The organism is Flavitalea plasmicola, from assembly GCF_030546645.1.
Taxonomy (GTDB): domain Bacteria; phylum Bacteroidota; class Bacteroidia; order Chitinophagales; family Chitinophagaceae; genus Puia.
The window spans coordinates 37,190-56,685 of record NZ_JAUOTO010000008.1; the positions used below are offsets into that span (position 1 = coordinate 37,190).

General features: G+C 51.8%; 21 protein-coding genes. 6 read left to right on the plus strand and 15 right to left on the minus strand.

Annotated features, from left to right (window positions below):
- The first annotated feature begins 9 nt into the window (after positions 1–9).
- Positions 10–1,281, plus strand: a complete 1,272-nt coding sequence (locus tag Q4E93_RS28080) for a saccharopine dehydrogenase C-terminal domain-containing protein (protein ID WP_303591054.1) — start codon at positions 10–12, stop codon at positions 1,279–1,281.
- Here the strand turns inward: Q4E93_RS28080 and Q4E93_RS28085 are convergent.
- From Q4E93_RS28085 to pdhA, 8 genes are all read right to left on the minus strand, one after another.
- A complete protein-coding gene (locus Q4E93_RS28085; protein ID WP_303591056.1) occupies positions 1,278–2,606 on the minus strand; it encodes a hypothetical protein in 1,329 nt (442 codons plus the stop codon). The two genes, Q4E93_RS28080 and Q4E93_RS28085, sit on opposite strands and share 4 nt — an antisense overlap.
- 27 nt (positions 2,607–2,633) lie before the next feature.
- Positions 2,634–3,344: an SIR2 family NAD-dependent protein deacylase gene (locus Q4E93_RS28090; RefSeq protein ID WP_303591057.1), complete on the minus strand. Its 711-nt coding sequence runs from the start codon at positions 3,342–3,344 to the stop codon at positions 2,634–2,636.
- 60 nt (positions 3,345–3,404) lie between these two features.
- Positions 3,405–4,370 (minus strand): DUF4349 domain-containing protein, encoded by a 966-nt coding sequence (locus Q4E93_RS28095; RefSeq protein WP_303591059.1) that lies wholly within the window; start codon positions 4,368–4,370, stop codon positions 3,405–3,407.
- 149 nt (positions 4,371–4,519) lie between these two features.
- Positions 4,520–4,927: an EVE domain-containing protein gene (locus Q4E93_RS28100; protein WP_303591060.1), complete on the minus strand. Its 408-nt coding sequence runs from the start codon at positions 4,925–4,927 to the stop codon at positions 4,520–4,522.
- A gap of 408 nt (positions 4,928–5,335) precedes the next feature.
- Positions 5,336–6,052: a (Fe-S)-binding protein gene (locus tag Q4E93_RS28105; protein ID WP_303591540.1), complete on the minus strand. Its 717-nt coding sequence runs from the start codon at positions 6,050–6,052 to the stop codon at positions 5,336–5,338.
- Positions 6,049–6,564, minus strand: a complete 516-nt coding sequence (gene ribH / locus Q4E93_RS28110) for a 6,7-dimethyl-8-ribityllumazine synthase (protein ID WP_303591061.1) — start codon at positions 6,562–6,564, stop codon at positions 6,049–6,051. The genes Q4E93_RS28105 and ribH overlap by 4 nt, the downstream gene beginning before the upstream one ends.
- Positions 6,565–6,567: 3 nt before the next feature.
- On the minus strand, positions 6,568–7,248 hold the full coding sequence (locus Q4E93_RS28115; RefSeq protein WP_303591063.1) for a YfgM family protein: 681 nt from the start codon (positions 7,246–7,248) through the stop codon (positions 6,568–6,570).
- 55 nt (positions 7,249–7,303) lie between these two features.
- Positions 7,304–8,299, minus strand: a complete 996-nt coding sequence (gene pdhA, locus Q4E93_RS28120; protein ID WP_303591064.1) for a pyruvate dehydrogenase (acetyl-transferring) E1 component subunit alpha — start codon at positions 8,297–8,299, stop codon at positions 7,304–7,306.
- Between the two features lie 137 nt (positions 8,300–8,436).
- On the opposite strand from pdhA, the gene recF reads away from it, so the two are divergent.
- From recF to Q4E93_RS28135, 3 genes are read left to right on the plus strand one after another with little or no spacing between them, the layout of a single operon-like run.
- Positions 8,437–9,519 (plus strand): DNA replication/repair protein RecF, encoded by a 1,083-nt coding sequence (gene recF, locus Q4E93_RS28125; RefSeq protein WP_303591065.1) that lies wholly within the window; start codon positions 8,437–8,439, stop codon positions 9,517–9,519.
- Positions 9,520–9,574: 55 nt separating this feature from the next.
- A complete protein-coding gene (locus tag Q4E93_RS28130; RefSeq protein WP_303591067.1) occupies positions 9,575–10,048 on the plus strand; it encodes a hypothetical protein in 474 nt (157 codons plus the stop codon).
- Positions 10,026–10,307: a DciA family protein gene (locus Q4E93_RS28135; RefSeq protein WP_303591069.1), complete on the plus strand. Its 282-nt coding sequence runs from the start codon at positions 10,026–10,028 to the stop codon at positions 10,305–10,307. The genes Q4E93_RS28130 and Q4E93_RS28135 overlap by 23 nt, the downstream gene beginning before the upstream one ends.
- A gap of 3 nt (positions 10,308–10,310) precedes the next feature.
- Here Q4E93_RS28135 and Q4E93_RS28140 read toward each other — a convergent pair whose 3' ends face one another.
- The 3 genes from Q4E93_RS28140 to Q4E93_RS28150 form a co-directional block, all read right to left on the minus strand.
- Positions 10,311–11,357 carry an ABC transporter permease gene (locus Q4E93_RS28140; RefSeq protein ID WP_303591071.1) on the minus strand — a complete coding sequence of 349 codons (1,047 nt, stop codon included), beginning with the start codon at positions 11,355–11,357 and terminating at the stop codon, positions 10,311–10,313.
- Entirely contained in the window at positions 11,354–12,505 is a 1,152-nt protein-coding gene (locus Q4E93_RS28145) for a BT_3928 family protein (protein ID WP_303591073.1), read from the minus strand. The genes Q4E93_RS28140 and Q4E93_RS28145 overlap by 4 nt, the downstream gene beginning before the upstream one ends.
- Positions 12,506–12,620: 115 nt before the next feature.
- The gene (locus Q4E93_RS28150; RefSeq protein ID WP_303591075.1) at positions 12,621–13,181 is read right to left on the minus strand and encodes a DUF1599 domain-containing protein; all 561 of its coding nucleotides are present in this window, start codon (positions 13,179–13,181) and stop codon (positions 12,621–12,623) included.
- A gap of 59 nt (positions 13,182–13,240) precedes the next feature.
- On the opposite strand from Q4E93_RS28150, the gene folP reads away from it, so the two are divergent.
- Positions 13,241–14,080, plus strand: a complete 840-nt coding sequence (folP, locus tag Q4E93_RS28155; RefSeq protein WP_303591076.1) for a dihydropteroate synthase — start codon at positions 13,241–13,243, stop codon at positions 14,078–14,080.
- A gap of 72 nt (positions 14,081–14,152) precedes the next feature.
- Here folP and Q4E93_RS28160 read toward each other — a convergent pair whose 3' ends face one another.
- Both Q4E93_RS28160 and Q4E93_RS28165 read right to left on the minus strand, forming a co-directional pair.
- Entirely contained in the window at positions 14,153–15,088 is a 936-nt protein-coding gene (locus Q4E93_RS28160) for an FKBP-type peptidyl-prolyl cis-trans isomerase (RefSeq protein ID WP_303591077.1), read from the minus strand.
- 10 nt (positions 15,089–15,098) lie between these two features.
- Entirely contained in the window at positions 15,099–16,106 is a 1,008-nt protein-coding gene (locus Q4E93_RS28165; RefSeq protein WP_303591079.1) for a DHH family phosphoesterase, read from the minus strand.
- Between the two features lie 94 nt (positions 16,107–16,200).
- Here Q4E93_RS28165 and Q4E93_RS28170 point away from each other — a divergent pair, with 94 nt between their 5' ends.
- Complete coding sequence (locus tag Q4E93_RS28170; protein WP_303591081.1) at positions 16,201–16,617, plus strand: nucleoside-diphosphate kinase; 417 nt, start codon at positions 16,201–16,203, stop codon at positions 16,615–16,617.
- 43 nt (positions 16,618–16,660) lie between these two features.
- Here the strand turns inward: Q4E93_RS28170 and Q4E93_RS28175 are convergent, their stop codons facing one another.
- Positions 16,661–17,563 (minus strand): TraB/GumN family protein, encoded by a 903-nt coding sequence (locus Q4E93_RS28175; RefSeq protein ID WP_303591083.1) that lies wholly within the window; start codon positions 17,561–17,563, stop codon positions 16,661–16,663.
- On the minus strand, positions 17,529–19,463 hold the full coding sequence (locus Q4E93_RS28180; RefSeq protein WP_303591085.1) for a menaquinone biosynthesis decarboxylase: 1,935 nt from the start codon (positions 19,461–19,463) through the stop codon (positions 17,529–17,531). The genes Q4E93_RS28175 and Q4E93_RS28180 overlap by 35 nt, the downstream gene beginning before the upstream one ends.
- Positions 19,464–19,496 lie beyond the last annotated feature (33 nt).

Sequence of the window (19,496 nt, forward strand, 5' to 3'; positions counted from 1 at the left end):
TACGTCCTTATGCAAAAGATCCTTCTTTTTGGTGCCGGCAAATCAGCTACCTGTCTGATACAATTCCTGGAAGCCACCGTCACTAGCCGCGAATGGCAGCTGGTGGTCGCCGAAAGCAACCTGCAACTGGCAAACTCCAAACTGGGCAATTCGCACTGCGCTAAAGCCGTACAGGTCAGCGTGGAGGACCAACAACAACGCGATGATCTGATCCGGGAAGCCAGTATCGTCATTTCCCTCCTGCCGCCAGCCCTGCATTTTCTCGTTGCAGCATCCTGCATACAATGGAAAAAACACTTATTGACAGCCTCCTATCTCGACGATAAGATAAAAGCCCTGGAGCCGGCCATCAGGGACAATGGACTTTTGTTTCTCTGTGAAATGGGCCTGGATCCAGGCATCGATCATATGAGCGCCATGCAGCTGATCCATGGTATTCAGCATACAGGAGGCAGGATACATTATTTCCGATCTCACACGGGAGGCCTGGTATCACCTGTCAGCGACAACAATCCATGGCATTATAAGATTAGCTGGAATCCCCGCAACGTCGTACTGGCGGGGGCAGCCGGAGCAAAATACCTGGAGAACGGGCAGGTGGTCTCCCGCACCTATAAGGAATTATTCCGGCAGATCAATGCCGTCAAAGTAAAAGAGCTGGCTTCGTTGGCATGGTATCCCAACCGGGACTCTCTCTCCTATATTCCCGTTTATGGATTGGAGGGGATAAGTACTTTTATCCGCACCACCCTCCGTTATCCTGACTTTATCAAAGCCTGGGATCCTGTCATACAGGCAGGCCTTACGGATGATAGCAATCCCATTACGCAAACCACCGTCGCACAATGGTCAGCAGCTATAGAGCCTCTCATCAATGAAACCAATCGCCCGCAGCTGGAATACCTGGGACTTTTCGATAATACCCCCATTCCCGTGTCGGCCCGCACTTCGGCCGATGTCCTGCAATACCTCCTGGAAACCCGCCTCGCCATGGCCCCCGGCGATAAAGACATGATCGTTATGCTGCATGAGCTGGCTTATACCGACGCAGAGGGACGTCCGGCCGCTACTTCCAGCAGCCTGGTCGTCCATGGCGAAGATCATCTGCGGACCGCGATGGCAAAGACCGTGGGGTTGCCATTGGGCATCGCGGCCGTGTTAATACTGGATGGAAAGATAAAGCTGAGAGGGCTTCACATACCCATTCTCCCGGAGATCTATACGCCAGTTATGGAAGATCTCGCCCGCCAAGGCATCCATTTTAAAGATGAACATTCCTAGTTCACCTCTATGTTCAACGTGTTGAGGATATGATAATCGATATCCCTGAAATACACCGTGTACTTTCCTTTTTGCAGGTACAGCAGATATAATTTCTTCCCGCCCGCAATATAGGTCTGGTCCGCAGGCACCAGCTGCCAGGGTTTGTTCTCGTTCTGTAGCACCTCATCATGGTAATAAGCCTGTACAAGAAATACAGCTGGTGAGCTGGGTTTTACGGTGACAGGCTGCCGCAGCCCCCCTAGGTTAAGCCAGGCAGGCCTGCCGTCCTGGTAAGTCGTGGGAGGATGAATGACGGACAGATCGTACAAGTCGCCATGTATGACATTGACTGGACTATTGTTCACCAGCGCTATGGAAGGCGTCTTCAGGGGATATTTTTGCAGATAAGCCTGGTATAACACCCGGCCATAACCGAAATTACTTTCTTCCGTCATATCCGTCTGGTCGATGGTAAGCGGATCGATACCCGACATTCTTGAAAAGGCCAATGCCATGGGCACAAAGCCATCTTCCCCCGCCTTCTCGCTGATATGCGTATACCCGGCCACCACCAGCATCTTTGATGACGTGTCCTCCTGTAAGGCCCGGTAGATATTCCTGGCCCCGATAGAGTCCCGGGTAGCAGGCAAATGTCCCATTGCCGTATCAACATAGGGCACAAGGCGGTAACCCATCGCCAGGGCTGCCCGCACCAGCTCTCCCATCACAGGTTCTGCCGTATAATAACCCGTGGACAATCGCAGCCGGGACAGCTCCCGGCTGGAAGAATTATTCAGCATTTCCATTGCCAGCGTATGATACCCCTCCTTGTAAAGATCCGCCAGCAAGGACAGCACAAAGGCGCTATGCTGCGGTTTATCATGGGCCTCATTGATCATCACTACCCGCCTGTTCCGGGCGGCAAAATGGATGTATTTCCAGGCATCTACATGCTCCACGTCACGTATTCCCTCCACCATACGGAATACCTTATGACGGGTGGCATCGTCAACGCTGTCATAGCTTTTTTCCAGATATTGCATCGCCGTCTGATAATCACCTGCAAATGCAAAGTACTCGCTGAGCTCGCTGTAATACCCTTTATCCGTGTAGATCTTCCTGAACTTGTCTTCATCCTTGAATGCATGGTAGAAAGGGAATAAGTAATGCAGGTTTCCCTTGGGCATCAGCGTCAGAACATTCAGTCGCGGACTATACCCCGTCGGTATTTCCCGTTTGCTATGCGCCTGCAGCTGCTCGACAGGCACCAATGCCTGGGCATAAGCACCATATGCCACGAAAATAAAGGCCACAGGCAGTAAGATCTTTCTAACAAACGTCATTTGGCCTGCAATATCGCCAACTCTTTGTTAGAAAAAGCCTAAATCACCCAGCTTCCCCCGTAGTTCCTGTACCCCCTGGGAAGCGGGCCGCTCGATAGCCTCCAGATTGGGAATGGAAGAAGTGTAAGGGATCTTCTTATCCACGATGAATTTTGGGACCATACTGCGCGCAAAATCCACCAGCCCGGCTGCAGGATAGACTGCTAACGATGTACCCACGATGACAAAGACATCGGCCGATCGCACCAGGGGAATGGCCTCCTGGATCATGGGCACAGGCTCCTCGAACCACACGATATGCGGTCGCAATTGCGCTCCATCATCCGCCATCTGCCCCAGACGCATATCCTCCCTTATATCATAGATCAGGGACTCATCCATTTCGCTGCGCATCTTGAATATCTCCCCGTGAAGGTGAAGCACCCGCGTGCTCCCCGCCCTTTCATGCAGGTCATCGATATTCTGCGTAATAATATGTACGTCGAAATCCTTTTCCAATTCGGCCAGACCCACATGCGCGGCATTCGGCTCCGCCTTGCACACATCCCTCCTGCGCATATTGTAAAAATCCAACACCAGCTGCGGATTGGCGGCCCACGCTCCCGGCGTGGCCACTTTCGTCACTTCATATCCCTCCCAAAGCCCGTCGCTGTCCCGGAAAGTCCGCAGGCCGCTCTCCGCGCTGATACCCGCGCCGGTGAGGACCACCAGCTTCTTCTTTTTAGTTGCAGTTGCCATGGCCGTAAATTACACAATACCCGGCATTCTTCTTTTCGGGATCATCATTCATTAACCACTTTAATTGCCGCCTTCGTTCCCCGCCACAGCCCCCCTCCCGGTCAACGGCCGCCTTCTCTTCCACCACATAAAACCCAATGCTCCCATCAGCAACAATGGCCATAGACCAACCAATCCCACTATCAACGAGGAGACCCAAAACCAACCGGCTTTAAAAGAATCGCTCAGCTTCCGGAGAAGCGAAGGTTCCACCTCATGCTGAACAGATGCATCCAGCATCTGATAGAAATTCAGCTGGATAGTGCTATAAGCCGCAGCATGCCCAAGGTACGCGATCCTGCCTGCCGCGCCCTCGATCTCCGCTTGTATATTATCGATCTCATGCTGCGTCTGTACGATGTCTTCCCTTGAATGAGACTGCTTCAACATCTCTACATATCGATCCCTCACCTGCCTGCGCGTCTCCAGTCGTGACCGGGTATCCACTATCTGCATCGTCACGTCCTCCGTGGTGATCTTCTTACTCACCAGCTTATCACTGTCCGAGGCCAGCTGCATGACAGTCTCGTCAAAACGATCGACCGGAACCTTTATCGTAATATTATTCTCTATCTTATAAGCCGACTCGTTCTGCTCTTCCTGCGCGATATAACCTCCGGCTGCCTTCACCTGCTCATGCAGCCGTGCCGTGTACGCCTTGAAGTTCTTTACCTCTACATTGAGATTGCCATTCCTTACGATCTTCTTGTCCCAATCCGGATTTGGCGTAAGCGGCGAATGCCCATTCCCGGCAGCCTTCTCTTTTTTCGGGTCACCAGGTTGAGGCCCCGGTTGTTCGTCCATACCTGCGACCGCGGTCGACGAGTCCATGGCCGACGTATTTTCAAGCCTGGACGCCTGGCTGACCACCTTTCTTTCCATCACATCCGATTTTTCAGCATTAGGGTGTTGAGCCGCGTTATTACAGGCAATAGCCAGTACCACCGGCAGCAGCGCCGCCGGCAAGATGAATTTCTTCGCCATCATAAAATTTGTTTTGAGTGTGCTGAGTTACAGATAAAAATGCAGGGAAAACGCTTATTACCTAAACGAAAAGTGGCCGGCCACAGACATTGATACCCGTAGCCGGTAAAAAGTAACCGCAAAGAATTGTTAATGGAATAATAAAAGGCCGTCTATTCCCCTGCCAACTCCAGGATGACCTTCCACTCAGCCTCCTTGACCGTCTGCACAGACAGCCGTCCCAACCGCACCAGGTCCATGGTGGCCAGTCGCTTGTCTGCTTTCACCTGCGCCAGGCTCACCGGATGTTTGAGCTTCCGCTCAGGCTTGATATCCACGGCCAGCCACGCTACCTCTTCCGTTGTTGGGTCCTGATATGATTCTTTCGCGACCTTGGCAATGCCCACGATCTCCGTCGCGCCGGTGCTATGATAATATAATACTTCATCTCCCTTCTTCATCCCCCGTAAATTATTACGTGCCGCATAGTTGCGCACGCCATCCCAGCGCGTTTGTTTATCCTTTACCAATTGATCCCAGCTATATACTTCCGGCTCTGATTTCACCAGCCAATATGCCATATCATTAATTTTTTTCGAATGTACAACAAAAAAAAGGGCACCTATAAATCCATACCCTGACATTTCACCGTATGTATTTGATTCAAAGGATCTTGTTGAAATTCCTGCCGGCGCAGGTACAGGGGCGTCATCCTCGTCATCAACAACGTTTAATGCCTAAATAAGACATAAGAAATTGGTTATCAACACCTATCCGCAAGCAGGGGTTTTTACCGAAGCAACTTTTGAAAAAAAGTTGCTTTTTTTAAATCTAAAAGTCACCGTCCTACGTATGTTTATCCGAGGCCTGGTTTTAACCCTATTTAACGCTTGCGACAGGTTGTTTTAAGGGTCAAGACCATCCGGTTACAATTGTAACTTGGGTGGTCTTATTTTTTTAGGTCAAGTATGCCCCTCCTATAAAATTAATCAGCGATTTACCAACACATCAGCTATATGCATGGTCTTGATGGGGTACCCCTTATGCTTAATATACCCCTCCAGATGCATCAGGCAGGAAAGATCCGTAGAAATAATATAATCAGCCCCCGTCTGCAGGGCATTGTTTACCTTCTGGTCCGCCATGGCTACGGAAATAGATTCAAACTTGACTGCAAAGCTGCCCCCAAATCCACAGCAGGTCTCCACATCGTTCATCTCCAGGAGCTCCAGCCCCTTCACCCGGGACAGTAGCCGTCTGGGCTCCTCCTTTATGCGGCATTCCCTAAGGGCTGCACAGGAATCATGATAAGTAGCCTTCCCGTGTAAGGAAGCCCCAACATCCTCCACGCCCAGCACATTTACCAGGAAATCGGAGAATTCGAATATCCGCTTTCCCAGGTCTTTCACCGTATTGTGAAGAGAAGAATTATTAAATAACGTAGAATAATAATTGCGTACAAATCCAACGCAGGAAGCGCTGGGCGCCACCACGTAATCATGTCCGGAAAAATCCTTCAGGAACTTGGTGCAGACCTCCCTGGCCTCATCCCGGAACCCGGCATTAAAGGCCGGCTGGCCACAACAGGTTTGATTGGCGTTGTACGTTACTTCGGCGCCTGCACGCTCGAGCACGCTCACCATATTGAAGGCCGTCTGCGGATACAGCTGATCTACAAAACATGGTATGAATAACTGGACTGTCAGGGCGCTGTGGGCTGTTTAAAAGTTTTAAGCAGAGAGATCATCTTCAGCGCAGTGATGGCAGCTTCTTCTCCCTTATGACCGTGCTTGCCGCCAATGCGTTCATCCGCCTGCTGCTGATTGTCGACGGTCAGTACGCCGAAAATGGTAGGCACCGGCATCGACATGTTCAGTTGCAATATCCCGTCTGTCACCGCCCGGCATACATATTCAAAATGAGGAGTATCTCCCCGCAACACACAACCCAGGGCGATAAAGGCCCGCGGACGATCGTCCTTATATTTGTGCACCTCCCAGAATGCCTTTATCCCAAACGGGATCTCGAAGGCGCCGGGCACGGTGATCACCTCCTGCACTTGCGCCCCCGAGCGCTCCAATGCAGCCCGGCAACCCTCTTCCAGGGCATCTACGATGGCTGCATTCCATTCGGTACGTACAATAACTACACAGGCATCCTTTTCCTGCAGGATGCCTGTATCGGACTGTAATAAGCTGCTCTTATTGACCTCTGCCATAAATTACTGTGTTACACCTAACCTTGCCAGGTACTTGTCGATCTCTGTTCCCCTGGGCGTGCCGGGATATTTATCCTTGACGATCTTGTACATGGCAATAGCCTCCTGTGTTTTACCCATGCTCTCATATAAATAGCCGCAACGGAAAAGATATTCAGGAGAAAAGAGCTCGTCCTTCTCATAGTAAGTACCAGCTTTTTTGTATTGCTCGGCTGCTTCCTCTTTCTTCCCTTGCTCGGAATAAGCATCGCCTAATAAGCCGAAAGCCCGCACCTGCAATTGTTTGACAGGCGTAGAGAAGTCTTTCAGGTATTTTACCGCGTTGTTAAAGTCGCCCAGTTTCAGGTAGCAGCTGCCTGCATAAAAAGAGGACAGGTTCGCGGCCTTCGTACCCCCATATTTCGAAATGATCTTCAGAAAACCAGGGTTTACATTGTCGCCATTCAGTGCCAGCCGGGCAGAATCCATGCGATAATATTCTTCCGCGCGGAAGATAGCGTCATTGGCCTTGGCTTCCTTTGGTTCGCTGACCAGGTTCTTGTAGGCGAAATAACCGGCTACGATGAGCACCAGCACCAAAATACCATAGCTGGCTTGTTTCCCCCATCGCTCCCAGAAATGCTGTAACTGATCGACTGGGTTCTTCTCCCCTTCCAGGTGCGCCGGATGTTTGATCTCTGACATTGTTTTGTTTTATTGTTCTTTTAATAAGTTAGTGCCTCAGGCTGGTTGCAAAACGCTAGTCGACGATGAACGGGTAATCCTTATCGACATATACATCTTTCAATACTTCGGAATCATCCGGCCACGGAGACTCTTCGGCAAATTTCACCGACTGGGCCACCGTACCTTCTACCCGCTTGTTGATCGCATCGATCTCTTCCTGTGTAGCATACTTCTTCGTGAGGATCGTGTTCAACACCATGCCGATGGGGTCCTTTGCCTTGTACTCATCCACCTCTTCCTTGGTACGGTATTTCTGCGGGTCGGAAATAGAGTGTCCTTTATACCGGTAAGTTTTGATCTCCAGCAAGGTAGGACCATCACCCTGGCGTGCCCGCTTTACAGCTCTTGCAACGCCGTCATGCACGGCCTCAGCGCTCATACCGTCGATGGAGTCCGCCGGCATTTCATAGGCATCGGCCAGCTTATAGATATCTACGACATTAGACGTCCGCTCTACGGAAGTGCCCATGGCGTAATTGTTGTTCTCGCAAATAAATACCACCGGCAGCTTCCAAAGCATTGCCAGGTTAAATGTCTCATGCAGCATACCCTGACGGGCAGCGCCATCGCCAAAGAAAGTGAGACACACATTGTCCGTACCCTTGTATTTTTCCGCAAAGGCCAGGCCGGCACCCGTTCCGATCTGCGCGCCCACGATACCATGTCCGCCAAAGAACTTCACATCCACGCCAAAGAAGTGCATACTTCCCCCCTTTCCTTTGGCTGCCCCGGTGGCTTTACCATACAGCTCGGCCATGCAGGCATCCGCACTGACCCCCTTGGATAAGGCCAACCCATGGTCACGATAGGCGGTAATAAAGGGATCATCGGGTTTGGTTGCCGTCATGCATCCCGCAGCGATAGCTTCCTGCCCAACATAGGCATGAAAAAAACCACGGATCTTGCCCTCCATCTTATACTTTTCCTCTGCCATCAGCTCAAACTGACGTATGAGCTGCATCAGCTCATACCAGTACAGGTAGGTCTCTTTTGAAAACTTAGTAGCCACTTTTTGAGAATTTGAGTTTTTCGCCGCCAGGCACGGGGCCCATTTTGATAGGAGCCCCTGCGCGAGTCACCGGCGGGGGCAAATATACGGGGGAAAAAGGAATTTTCGGCGTTATCTTGCGGCTGAAAATATTCAACTTGCTATTCCTAAAGGAGATATCGCTGGTGCAATTCAAAAACTATGAACAGGCCTCTTTCCGGTTTGGAGAAAGGATCGTAGGCATTTGCGGCAGTAATGGCGTGGGGAAGACCAACCTCCTGGATGCCATCTACTATCTCTGCTTTACCAAAAGCTATTTCACCCGTCAGGATCAGCTCAGCGTACACAAGGGCGCTTCCGGCTTCCGCATCGAAGGAAAATTCGAAAAAGAACAGCAACCCCTCGATGTCGTTTGCATACTAAGGGAAACGGGTAAAAAAGAGCTGATCTCGGGGGGCGAACCCTGCGAACGCTTTTCCCGGCACATCGGGCGCCTGCCCTGCGTGATCATTGCTCCTGACGACGTGCAGATCATTACAGGCGGCAGCGAAGAAAGGCGCCGTTTCCTGGATGCCCTCCTTTCCCAGCTGGACCCCGCCTATCTGCAGGCCCTTATTGAATACAACCGGGTGCTCCAACAACGAAACAGTTATCTTAAATCACTGACAGACAATAGGATAAAGGACAATGGACTGCTGGAGGTCTACGATTCCCAACTCGTCCGCCCCGGCGCCTATGTTTTTGAGAAACGCAAGACCTTCCTCAGGGACCTGCTGCCCCTGGTGGAACAATTCTATCTGCAGATAGCCGGTTCACCGGAACCGCTTGCTTTTACTTACGACAGCCTGCTGCTCGATACCTCCTTTGCAGACCTCCTGCGCAGCTACCATGAAAAAGACCGCTACCTTCAACGCACTAATGCGGGTATCCATAAGGACGATATCGATATTCGTTATGGGGCGCAGCCTTTCAAGTCGCTAGCTTCCCAGGGGCAGCGGAAAAGCCTGCTCTTTGCGCTCAAACTGGCTGAATACGAAATGCTCAGGCAATACAAGGGATTCCCACCCCTCCTGCTCCTGGATGACGTATTTGAGAAATTGGACGCTCACCGGATGCACAACCTCCTGGATAAGGTCTGCCTGCAGAATGAGGGGCAGATCTTCATCACCGATACTCATGGGGACCGTATCCGCCAGGAACTGGAAAAACTGAAGATCCCCTGCCAGATCATATCGCTGTAACTTTCCCTAAAATATTTTACATTTAGTTTTTCATGCAGCCCGAAAACCAATCGTTATGCCGTCCGACCTGGAATCATCCATCGCATTCTTAGAATCGACCAATAGCCCTGTGAATGCCTACTTTTCTTTCACCGTCGATGAGACGGGCGAATACGGTATCATTAAAGCCAATAAAGAAGGTCTCCGTCTCTACGCCGCCGAGATGCTGAAGAAATCCATAGAGCTGGAGCAAAAACAGGACGGACAGCCCCTGTTCTTTGGCCACCTGGAATGGGTGGTCAGCGATGCCGGGTACGACCTCATTGCAGGCGTCATCCCGCAATACCAGTCCCGCGCCGAAATACTCGATTCCCGGAATACGCCCCTGGACGAACAACATGAAAAAAAGCCGGTTGCGCCTGAGGAAGAAAAGCCCCGCCGCTCCGGATGCCTGTTCTCCCTCCTGCTGTGGGTAACCTTCGGAATAATTCTGCTTGCCGCACATAAAGCTTTCCTAACTTGCACCTATGGGAGAATATTCACTAGGTGAGGCATTGCGAAAATTCCTGGATAACAGCCGTCTGAAAGGCGCCGTCCAGGCGCTCAGGATAGAAGAGATCTGGGAAGAGATCATGGGTAAGACCATTGCCAGATACACCGAGAAGATCGAGATCCACGGTCATACGTTGTATATCAACACTTCCGTGGCCCCGCTCCGCCAGGAGCTGGTGTACCAGAAAGACACCATCATACAAAGGGTGAATGAAGCACTCGGGGAAAAAGTTATAAAAGAAGTCATTATAAAATAAAGGCTATGCCCGCCGTACTCTGGGATCTACCGCTCCGTACAGCACGTCAGCCAGCAGACCGATCAGGATAAAGAAAAAGGAAGACACCAGCACCGAGCCCATCACCACAGGAAAGTCCAGCTTTGACAAAGCATCCACCGTTACTTTCCCAATCCCCTTCCACCCGAATATATACTCGACGAAAAATGCGCCTGCCAACAGCTCTGCAAACCATCCTGTGATTGCCGTGATCACAGGGTTCAATGCATTGCGTAATCCATGCTTCCACACCACGACATACTTCGGCAGTCCCTTCGCATAGGCCGTCCGGATATAGTCCTGGTCCAGCACCTCCAGCAGGGATCCCCTTGTCAGCTGCGCAATGATAGCCATGGGACGGATACCCAACGTAACTGCCGGCAGGATCAGGTTACGCAGCTGCAGCTGTCTGCCGGTAAATGGGTCTGTGTCAAACAGGCTGCCCGTCATGTACAATCCCGTTTGATCGCTCAGGACAAAGCCGAATACATAGGCAATGACGATCCCCATAAAAAAAGAGGGCGCCGATATTCCCAATACGCTGGTGAAGATGGCCGTGGTATCCATCCAGGTGTTCTTCTTCACTGCGGCCAGCACCCCCAGCGCCACGCCTGTTACGGTCGCGATGAACATAGCCGCCAGCGCCAGCAGGATCGTCCCGGGCAACGCCTCCATCAGCACCGCACTCACGGCTCTCTTCGTCTGGTAGCTCCGTCGCAGGTATGGCCACTTCAATCCCAGCTTCGTTTCGCCGCCTATGAATACCCCCCTGAGCCCCTTCTGTGCGATCTCTTCCTTCGAGTGGATCCCGATAGGGCTCACATCATCCAGGTAAAGCAGGAATTGCTTCCAACGAGGCTGGTCCAGGTACAGCTCCTTGCGGATATTCTCCTGGGTGGCGGCATCGGCGCGTTGCCCCATCACCAGGCGGGAAGGGTCTCCGAAACCCTGGAAGAGGAAAAAAACGGCCACCACCACCCCCAGCATCACCAGCAGTCCATAAATGATTTTCTTGATGAGATATCGTATCATGGTTCGTGTAAGATCGTCGTTGCACCCGGCAAAGCATTGATATCCGGCAAAGCCTGTCCCAGGTCCGCATAGCTCCATTTGTGAAGGATCACGCCGTTTTTCAGCAGGTACAGCGTTGGGTTAGCCCGCGCGGCCGTTTTGATCGCCGTCGCATCGCACTTAAAGATGGCAGCATCCGCACTGATGCCCGCCTTTTCCGTCCAGGCCGCCACGTTATCATAGTTCCCCGTGATAAAATAGAGGGGGATCTGCTTCGCCTTTATCATAGTCAGTATGAGGCTGAACTCTTTCATCCAGGGCGTAGGATATTCCTCCAGCTCCTTGGTGAAAAAGAAAAGCTTATAGCCCTTCTGATCCAATATTGCCTGGGTGGTATCCGTCCCTCCGGCAGTGATCAGGTTGAAGTCCTTGATAGCAGGTTCCGCATTCCCCTTCCGGACGAGTTTGTCAAACCTGTTAATGAACTTATACGTGTCGTCGAAATCCGCAGGAAAATTGTTGCCGCTGATCTCCAGTCGTTTACCGTTCTTCTCATATACCATGGTGATCACTGTGCTGTCCGGGATGGCGCCCGGCGGCGCTTTCATCTTCTCGGGCATGTCCGTCCCTGCACGGTAAGGCAGGCAGTCCACCACTGGCAGGTGCACCAGCACATACCATTGAAAAGAAAAGGACAACACGGTCGTCAACACCAGGATGGCAAGGCTCGCTACCTGGGAAAGCAGGGGTTTGATACTTCTTTGAGTAAAGAACAGGAAGAGGATCAACACCAGCAGGATAAGGTCCTTGGTAAAAGACTGGCCCGCAGTGAGGGGGATACAGTCTCCAAAACAACCGCATTCCCGCACCTTCCCGGATAAATAGGCGTAGCCGGTAAGGAAGGTAAAGAAAATGATCAGCACCAGCAGCAGCCAGCTGAACAGCTTCATCCGCCATCCCAGCAGGATGGCCACTCCCGCCACGATCTCAAAAACGATCATGACGATGGAGAAGATCAATGTGAAATTATCCAGCCAATGGATGTTCCACACTTCAAAAAACTCCTGCATCTTATAGCTGAGGCCCAGCGGATCATTGGCTTTCACCAATCCGGAGAAAATGAACAGGACGCCCACAATGACACGGGCAATGCTAACTAGTATTTTCATATATAGGTCCAAGCGACCAGCTGCAAGCCAGTCTATTTATGTTTAATTAATAATTTCAACTCTATTAAACCCAGCTCGAAGCTTGTAGCTTGTGGCTTGTGGCTTGCAGCCGAACTCACCCCCCGTGCTTCCCCTCCGCGATCAATATCAACGCGAATACCGAATAATTTATGATATCGATATAATTGGAATCGATGCCTTCGCTGATCAGCGTCTTTCCATCATTGACCACGATCTGCCTTATCCGCAGGATCTTCATCAGGATCAGGTCCACAAAGCTTTCCTGGCTCATATCCCGCCAGGCCTCCCCATAGTCATGGTTCTTATCCAGCATGGTGCTGCGGGCCAGCGCAGCCTTTTCATCATACCATTTGGCCGCCTCTTCCGCCGGCATCTCTTCTATGGACTCCGATCCCGTGATCGACAGCTGTATCAGTCCGATGATGCCGTAGTTCACCATTGCCCGGAACTCTCCCGCCTTGTCCTCTCCCACCCGCTGTACCCCCGCTTCCTGCAGGGTGCGGATACGCCTGGCCTTGATAAACAGCTGGTCGGCAATGGAAATGGGACGCAGTACCCTCCAGGAAGTGCCATAGTCCCTGGTCTTCTTGAGAAATATATCCCTGCATGAAAGTACGGCCGCGTCATATTGTTGATTGGTGCTCTGCTCCATCATACAAATATATGGGACATATCTTAGTCATATCTTAGCATGAAAAATAAAATCAACCCGCGATGTTCACCTTGAATGGCAGGGGTAAATTACTGGCAGCCGAAAGGCCACTGGTAATGGGTATCCTCAACAGCACACCCGATTCCTTTTACGGAGGCAGCCGTTTCAACGACGATGCGGCATTTCTGCAGCAGGCGGAAAAAATGGTGCGGGAAGGGGCCGCCATCCTTGACATCGGAGGCCAGAGCACACGACCCGGAGCGGCATGGGTGGGTGAAGAAGAGGAACTGCGCCGTGTGGTTCCCCGCATAGCCCTGCTGAGCCGGCAGTTTCCACAAACCTTTCTGTCCGTGGATACCTGGTATGCTCGGGTGGCACAGGAAGCCGTAGCCGCCGGCGCCTCGATGGTGAATGACGTCAGCGGGGGCCTGCAGGACCCCGCCATGCTGCCCGCCATAGGCCGCCTGGGCGTCCCCTATGTCTGCATGCATATGAAAGGCACCCCCGCTACCATGAATAAGGAGGCTGTCTACGCGGACGTCACGAAAGAGGTGCTGGACTTCTTCATCAGCCGGGTACAGGATTGCAGAGATGCGGGTATCAGGGATATCATCCTGGACCCTGGTATGGGTTTCGCCAAGACAAGGCGGCATAACCTCGAATTACTGCACAACCTCTCCGTCTTCTGTATGCTGGGTTACCCCATCCTGTTAGGCGTCTCACGGAAATCCACCATCTATAAATTGTTAGACATCACTCCTGAAGAGGCGCTGAATGGCACCACCGTCCTTAACACCCTGGGACTGGTCAACGGAGCGGATATTCTACGGGTCCATGACCCCAGGGAGGCGCGGCAGGCCATCATCCTGGCGGAGGCGTATAAAGAGGCCGCAGCCCCATGATCTTTCCAAAAAAAGATCGCGCCCTGCCTTTCGGCGGGCGCGACCTGTATGTACAATACTATAACTTATAGGCTACTTATGCGGCTGTTGTTGCGGCCTGCCCTGCTGCTGGGGCATCTGCGGCATAGCGGGCATGGGCTGCTGCTTGGGCGCATCTGTCACATCGGCAATCTCTACGTCGAAAATGAGGTTCTCGTAGGGTTTGTGGCCGGGCCCGGGGGATTGGTCATATGCCAGGAATGCGGGGATGTATAAGGTACCCTTACCGCCTTTTTTGAATTTTCTCAGGCCATCATCCCAGCCCTGTATGATCTGCGCCTGTCCTACAACGAATTTGTAGGGTTCGCCAGGACCCTTCATGTTGGATTCAAACTCCTTCCCTGAAGGCAGCAGTTTGCCGGTGTAACGTACGGACACCTGCTTGCCTGAGTCCACCTGGGGACCGTCACCGGGGGTGTTAACCACCACATACGTGCCTTTTTCCGTCTTTTCAGCCTTGATATTGTTCTTGGCGAGATAATCCTCCACCGCTTTTATTTCCCTTTGTTTTTCACCTGCCATCTCCTGTTCCATATCCTTTGTCTTGTCCTGCAGGGTGGGGAACACGTCCAATACCCGGAACGCAATGGTCAGCTTGTCCTTCTTATGGATGAAGGGAGGCAGCTGTCCGCCAAAACGCTTCTGCAGCGTATCGGCCATCTCAACGACAATGGCGCTGTCACCCTTACGCAATAATGGGAAGATCTCCGTGGGACTATAGACAGGACGTGCGCTATCCACCTGGATATACACGGGCATCCCGCCTTCGGAAGAATACAGGACGGAGTCGCGTACTTTTTGTATAAAATGTACTTTCAGAAATTCTCCCTTTTTGGCCACCGGATTCTTCTTATCGGTGATGATCTTATATAGCAGGCCGCTCTTTGTCTTCTTATATTCCTGACTTGTGCAGGATATAGCCCCCATCAGGACCAGACCGGCAAATGCATATAACGAAATCTTTTTCATGTAGCTTTAATTATTGTAATTGTGATGAATTCTCTTTTACTGCCTGGATAAAACGCTGCACCGTCTGCTCCAGCGTATCGCTGCTGCGCCCGCCGGCCGCGTTAAAATGTCCTCCTCCTTCAAAATACTTACGGGCAAACGTATTGACATCGAAGTCCCCCTTGCTCCGGAAAGAACATTTGACCTCTTCGTCCCGGTCGATAATAAGAGCTGCCATCCTGATCCCCTGGATCGTTAAGGGGAAATTGACAAGTCCTTCCGTATCGCCCGTCTTGATCTCAAAACGCACGAGGTCCTTCCAGGGAATGGCGATAAGCGCCGTATTATGCTCGTAATAGATCTCCATTTTGGTCTGCAGGACATACCCGAAGAACCGGAGCCGGTTTTCCAAAAAATTATCGAAGAGGTCCTCATGGATCTTCGTATGGTTGAAGCCGGTATCTTTCAATACGGCTACCATCCTGTGCACCGCCGCAGACGCCGCGGGAAACCTGAACGAGCCTGTGTCGCTCATGACGCCGGCATACAGGCACACCGCCACATCCTGATTGATCTTACCGGTATGCCCGCTGGCTGCGATCAGGTCGTAGACCATTTCACAGGTGGAGCTCTTTCCCGTATTGCTTATCCCGTAGGTAAAGCTTTCACTTTCCGGCTGCTGGTGATGATCGATGAGGATCTTCTCGCAGGTGAGCTTCCGTAATTTCTGCGCCATATGCCTCGTCCGGCTCAAAACATTGAAGTCCAGGCAAAACAACCATTCCGCCTGGTCCAGGACGGCATTGGCTTTCTCGGTGCTGAACTCATAGTCGATCACCCCGCTGCAGGCCGGCATCCATTTCAGCCAGTCCGCCCAGTTCGTAGGCGAAATGACCGTAGGGGTATGCCCCAGCTGCTTCAGAAAATGGAAAAGCCCCAGCGCAGAGCCCATGGCATCGGCGTCTGGCTTTTGATGCATGGTAATCACCACCTTCCGGGGTTTCGCCAGCAATGGATATATATCTTCGATCGGCCGCATATAAGAGGCTGCAAAGGTGCATAATTAAAATTCAAATCCCAAATAAACCAAAAACTATACCTTACCTTTGCTCCCCAAAAATCACACTGAAAATATGAGCAATCGAACTTTTACCATGATCAAACCGGATGCCTTCTCTAAAGGACACTCCGGCGCTATTCTTGACAAGATCATTAAAAGCGGCTTTCGTATCGTGGCCCTGAAGCTCACCCAGCTGTCCGCAGGCAAAGCAGGCGAATTTTATGCCGTTCACAGCCAGCGGCCTTTCTACGGAGAGCTGGTAAGTTTTATGAGCAGCGGCCCCATCATTGCGGCTATTCTGGAAAAAGACAATGCTGTAGCGGATTTCCGTAAGCTCATCGGCGCCACAGACCCCTCCAAGGCTGACGAAGGTACCATCCGTAAATTATACGCTGCTTCTGTTGGCGAGAATGCCATTCACGGCAGTGACAGTGACGAGAACGCAAAGATCGAGGGCGACTTCTTCTTCAGCGGTCTGGAAAGAATATAAAACTGTTGACCCTTCCTGTGCTGGTCCGCCACTGCAGGAAGGGTTAGTTTTTCACTGGCGTGAGGGTATAGCCCCGCTTTCTTAACAAATCGATCACGCCATTCTCCCCTGGTAAATGTGCGGCTCCTACGGCTATCAGCAGGGATTTTCCGGGTAATACGGTGGTAAGGTAAGTCGCCCATTTCCGGTTGCGCCCATATAATAAAACGTCCATGTAGCTGCTCATCCCCGGATCGCCCTTCCTGCTAAGAGAATCGAGGCGATCAAGGTCCTGTTCTTTGTATACGGTTGCCAGCTCCATGGTCGTCTTCCTGTTATACTCACTGCTATCCACATAATTCACCAGGTCTTTCGCCTGTTGCTCGTAAGGGATACTGTCGAACAGGCTTGCCTGGAACTCTGCTGTCTCCAGCCCGTTCACCGGCTTGTTTTGCAGCTCCTTCATGATCATCAGCTCCATGCCGTCCGTCGTCTTGCATCCAAGGCTTGCCTCTTCGATCAGGGCACTGACCAGCATGGGCTTGAATCGTTCCAGCATTCCAAATGGGAGCATGGGAGGATGCTGCGTAAAATAAGCCTTCACCCGCTCGTAATCTTTGGGCGACAGCAGATCGGATAATTTCTTGCTGTCATTCATCCGCATGTATTTGAGCGCGCCCAGCATCCCCGACATATCGCTGAGATTGATCTCGAAATAGACCTCATCGCAATGTGCGATCACTGACCGCAGGCTATCGCTCAGTCGTGCATCTTCCGCACACAATACATGCATGGTCCCAAACAGATAGGAAGGTTTTGCCAGACCCTTGCCGGAGATCTGCCATAATAAAGTGTGAGGTGTCTGCGAAAAGCCAAGACCGGCGGACAGCAATCCCGCCGATAATAATATTGAATGCCTCCACCGGCGGATCTTATGCAACTGAAGGCGCGATCGCTTCTTGTCCATACATCTGGTCTTTGAATTTTAATGACGGGGAAGGCAGGAAAGGTCCCAATCCCAGCTGTTCCCATTTTTTATCTACTGCCGCTATCGTAGCGTCGTCCGCCACAATGATATTCGGCCAGTCGCGCTGAAAGTTATCGAATTCCGGGGTTTTTCGGGTACCATCCAATCCCAGGCAGGCGAATATTTTTTGAGGTTCCTTCCTGGATGGCCTTTCCGTCACCAAATGGTCCCGCCGCGGGTCCAGGTTGTTGCAGCACCTCCACAACGCTACCGGCAGGTCTTCCGCATCCACCGTATGCTCCACATAAACGACCATTTTGATCCCTTCCATTTCTTCCAGCTGGCAAAGGGCCGTATGCAAAGCGCTGATATGGCCCGGCCGCTGTTTTTTGACACTGAGGATCAGACAGGGGATATCCCGTTGCAGCAGGCTGAGATTGGCCTTTTTGATCTCCTGGAATTGTCCCATCAGCAGGGAGGCCGAGAGCCCCTTGTCCACGGGGGCAGCCACCAGATACCGCTCGTCGTATTCTTCTTCCGTTTTAGCAGTCCCATCGATACACATCTTACCCCCAAAACCCAGCTTACTGCAGCTGTGATCCAGGACGTCCATGGGGCCCTGGGAAAAATAAGCATCCGTGGCCGGGTTGAAATGACGCAGAACTGCAGCCGCCAATGCAGGATAATCCTGTATAGTGGCATCCTGGTCCGCGATGACCAGGATCTTGTTGAACATCATTTGCCCCGCTCCCCACATGGCATTCATCACTTTCTGGGCCTGCCCGGCATAGTCTTTTTTGATCTTGGTGATGACCAGGTTATGGAATACCCCTTCCACGGGCATATCCATATCGATGATCTCGGGTATCAACGTCATTTTTATAGGAGCCAGAAATATCCTTTCAGTGGCCTTCCCCAGCCAGGCATCTTCCTGAGGCGGAATGCCCACGATGGTAGCCGGGTATACGGCATTCCTGCGATGGGTAATAGCCGTGATATGGAACCTGGGGTACCAGTCCGGCAGGGAATAATAACCGGTGTGGTCGCCAAAGGGCCCTTCCCAGATCATTTCTTCGTTGGGATCCACATACCCCTCGATCACAAAATCCGCATCGGCGGGCACTTCGATCTCCGGCTGCGTAATACACTTTACCAGCTCCACTTTTTTCTTCCGGAGAAATCCCGCCAGCATATATTCATCCACATTCTCCGGCAGAGGCGCCGTAGCGCTGTACGCATAAGCCGGATCACCCCCCAAGGCTACAGCCACCGGCATCCGCTGCCCCGTCTTTTTATATTCAGAAAAATGTTTGGCGCTGACTTTGTGTTTATGCCAATGCATACCCGTCAGGGTGGGCCCGAACACCTGCATCCGGTACATACCCACGTTCCGGTTGCCATTGTTAGGATCTTTCGTATGGATAATGGGTAAAGTGACGAAGGGTCCGCCATCTTTAGGCCAGCATGTGATAACAGGAAGGACGCCGATATCCGGGTTTTCAAGCACCACTTCCTGGCACTCCCCCCTACCGCTCTTCACCTTAGGCATCCAGCTGGCAAACTGCCCCAATTTGGGAAGCAGCTTCAATTTGTCCAGGATGCTTTCCCTCGGAGCCGACAACATATGGAACAGACCTTCGATCTCACGCGTCACGTCGTCCAGGTGCTCCACCCCCAGCGCCATGCACATCCTCCTTTCACTGCCATAAGCATTCATCAGCACGGGAAAGTCAGTGCCCGTATTTTCGAAAAGCAATGCCTTTCCTCCATGGCCGCTCTTGCTGATCCTGTCGGTGATCTCCGCTATCTCCAATTTCGGGTCCACATAGGTCTTGATACGCACCAGTTCCCCTGCCCTTTCCAGGGCCTGAATAAATTCCTGCTGATTTCGATAAGCCATGCTGTTATAATTTCACTTTTCTTCCAGTAAGAC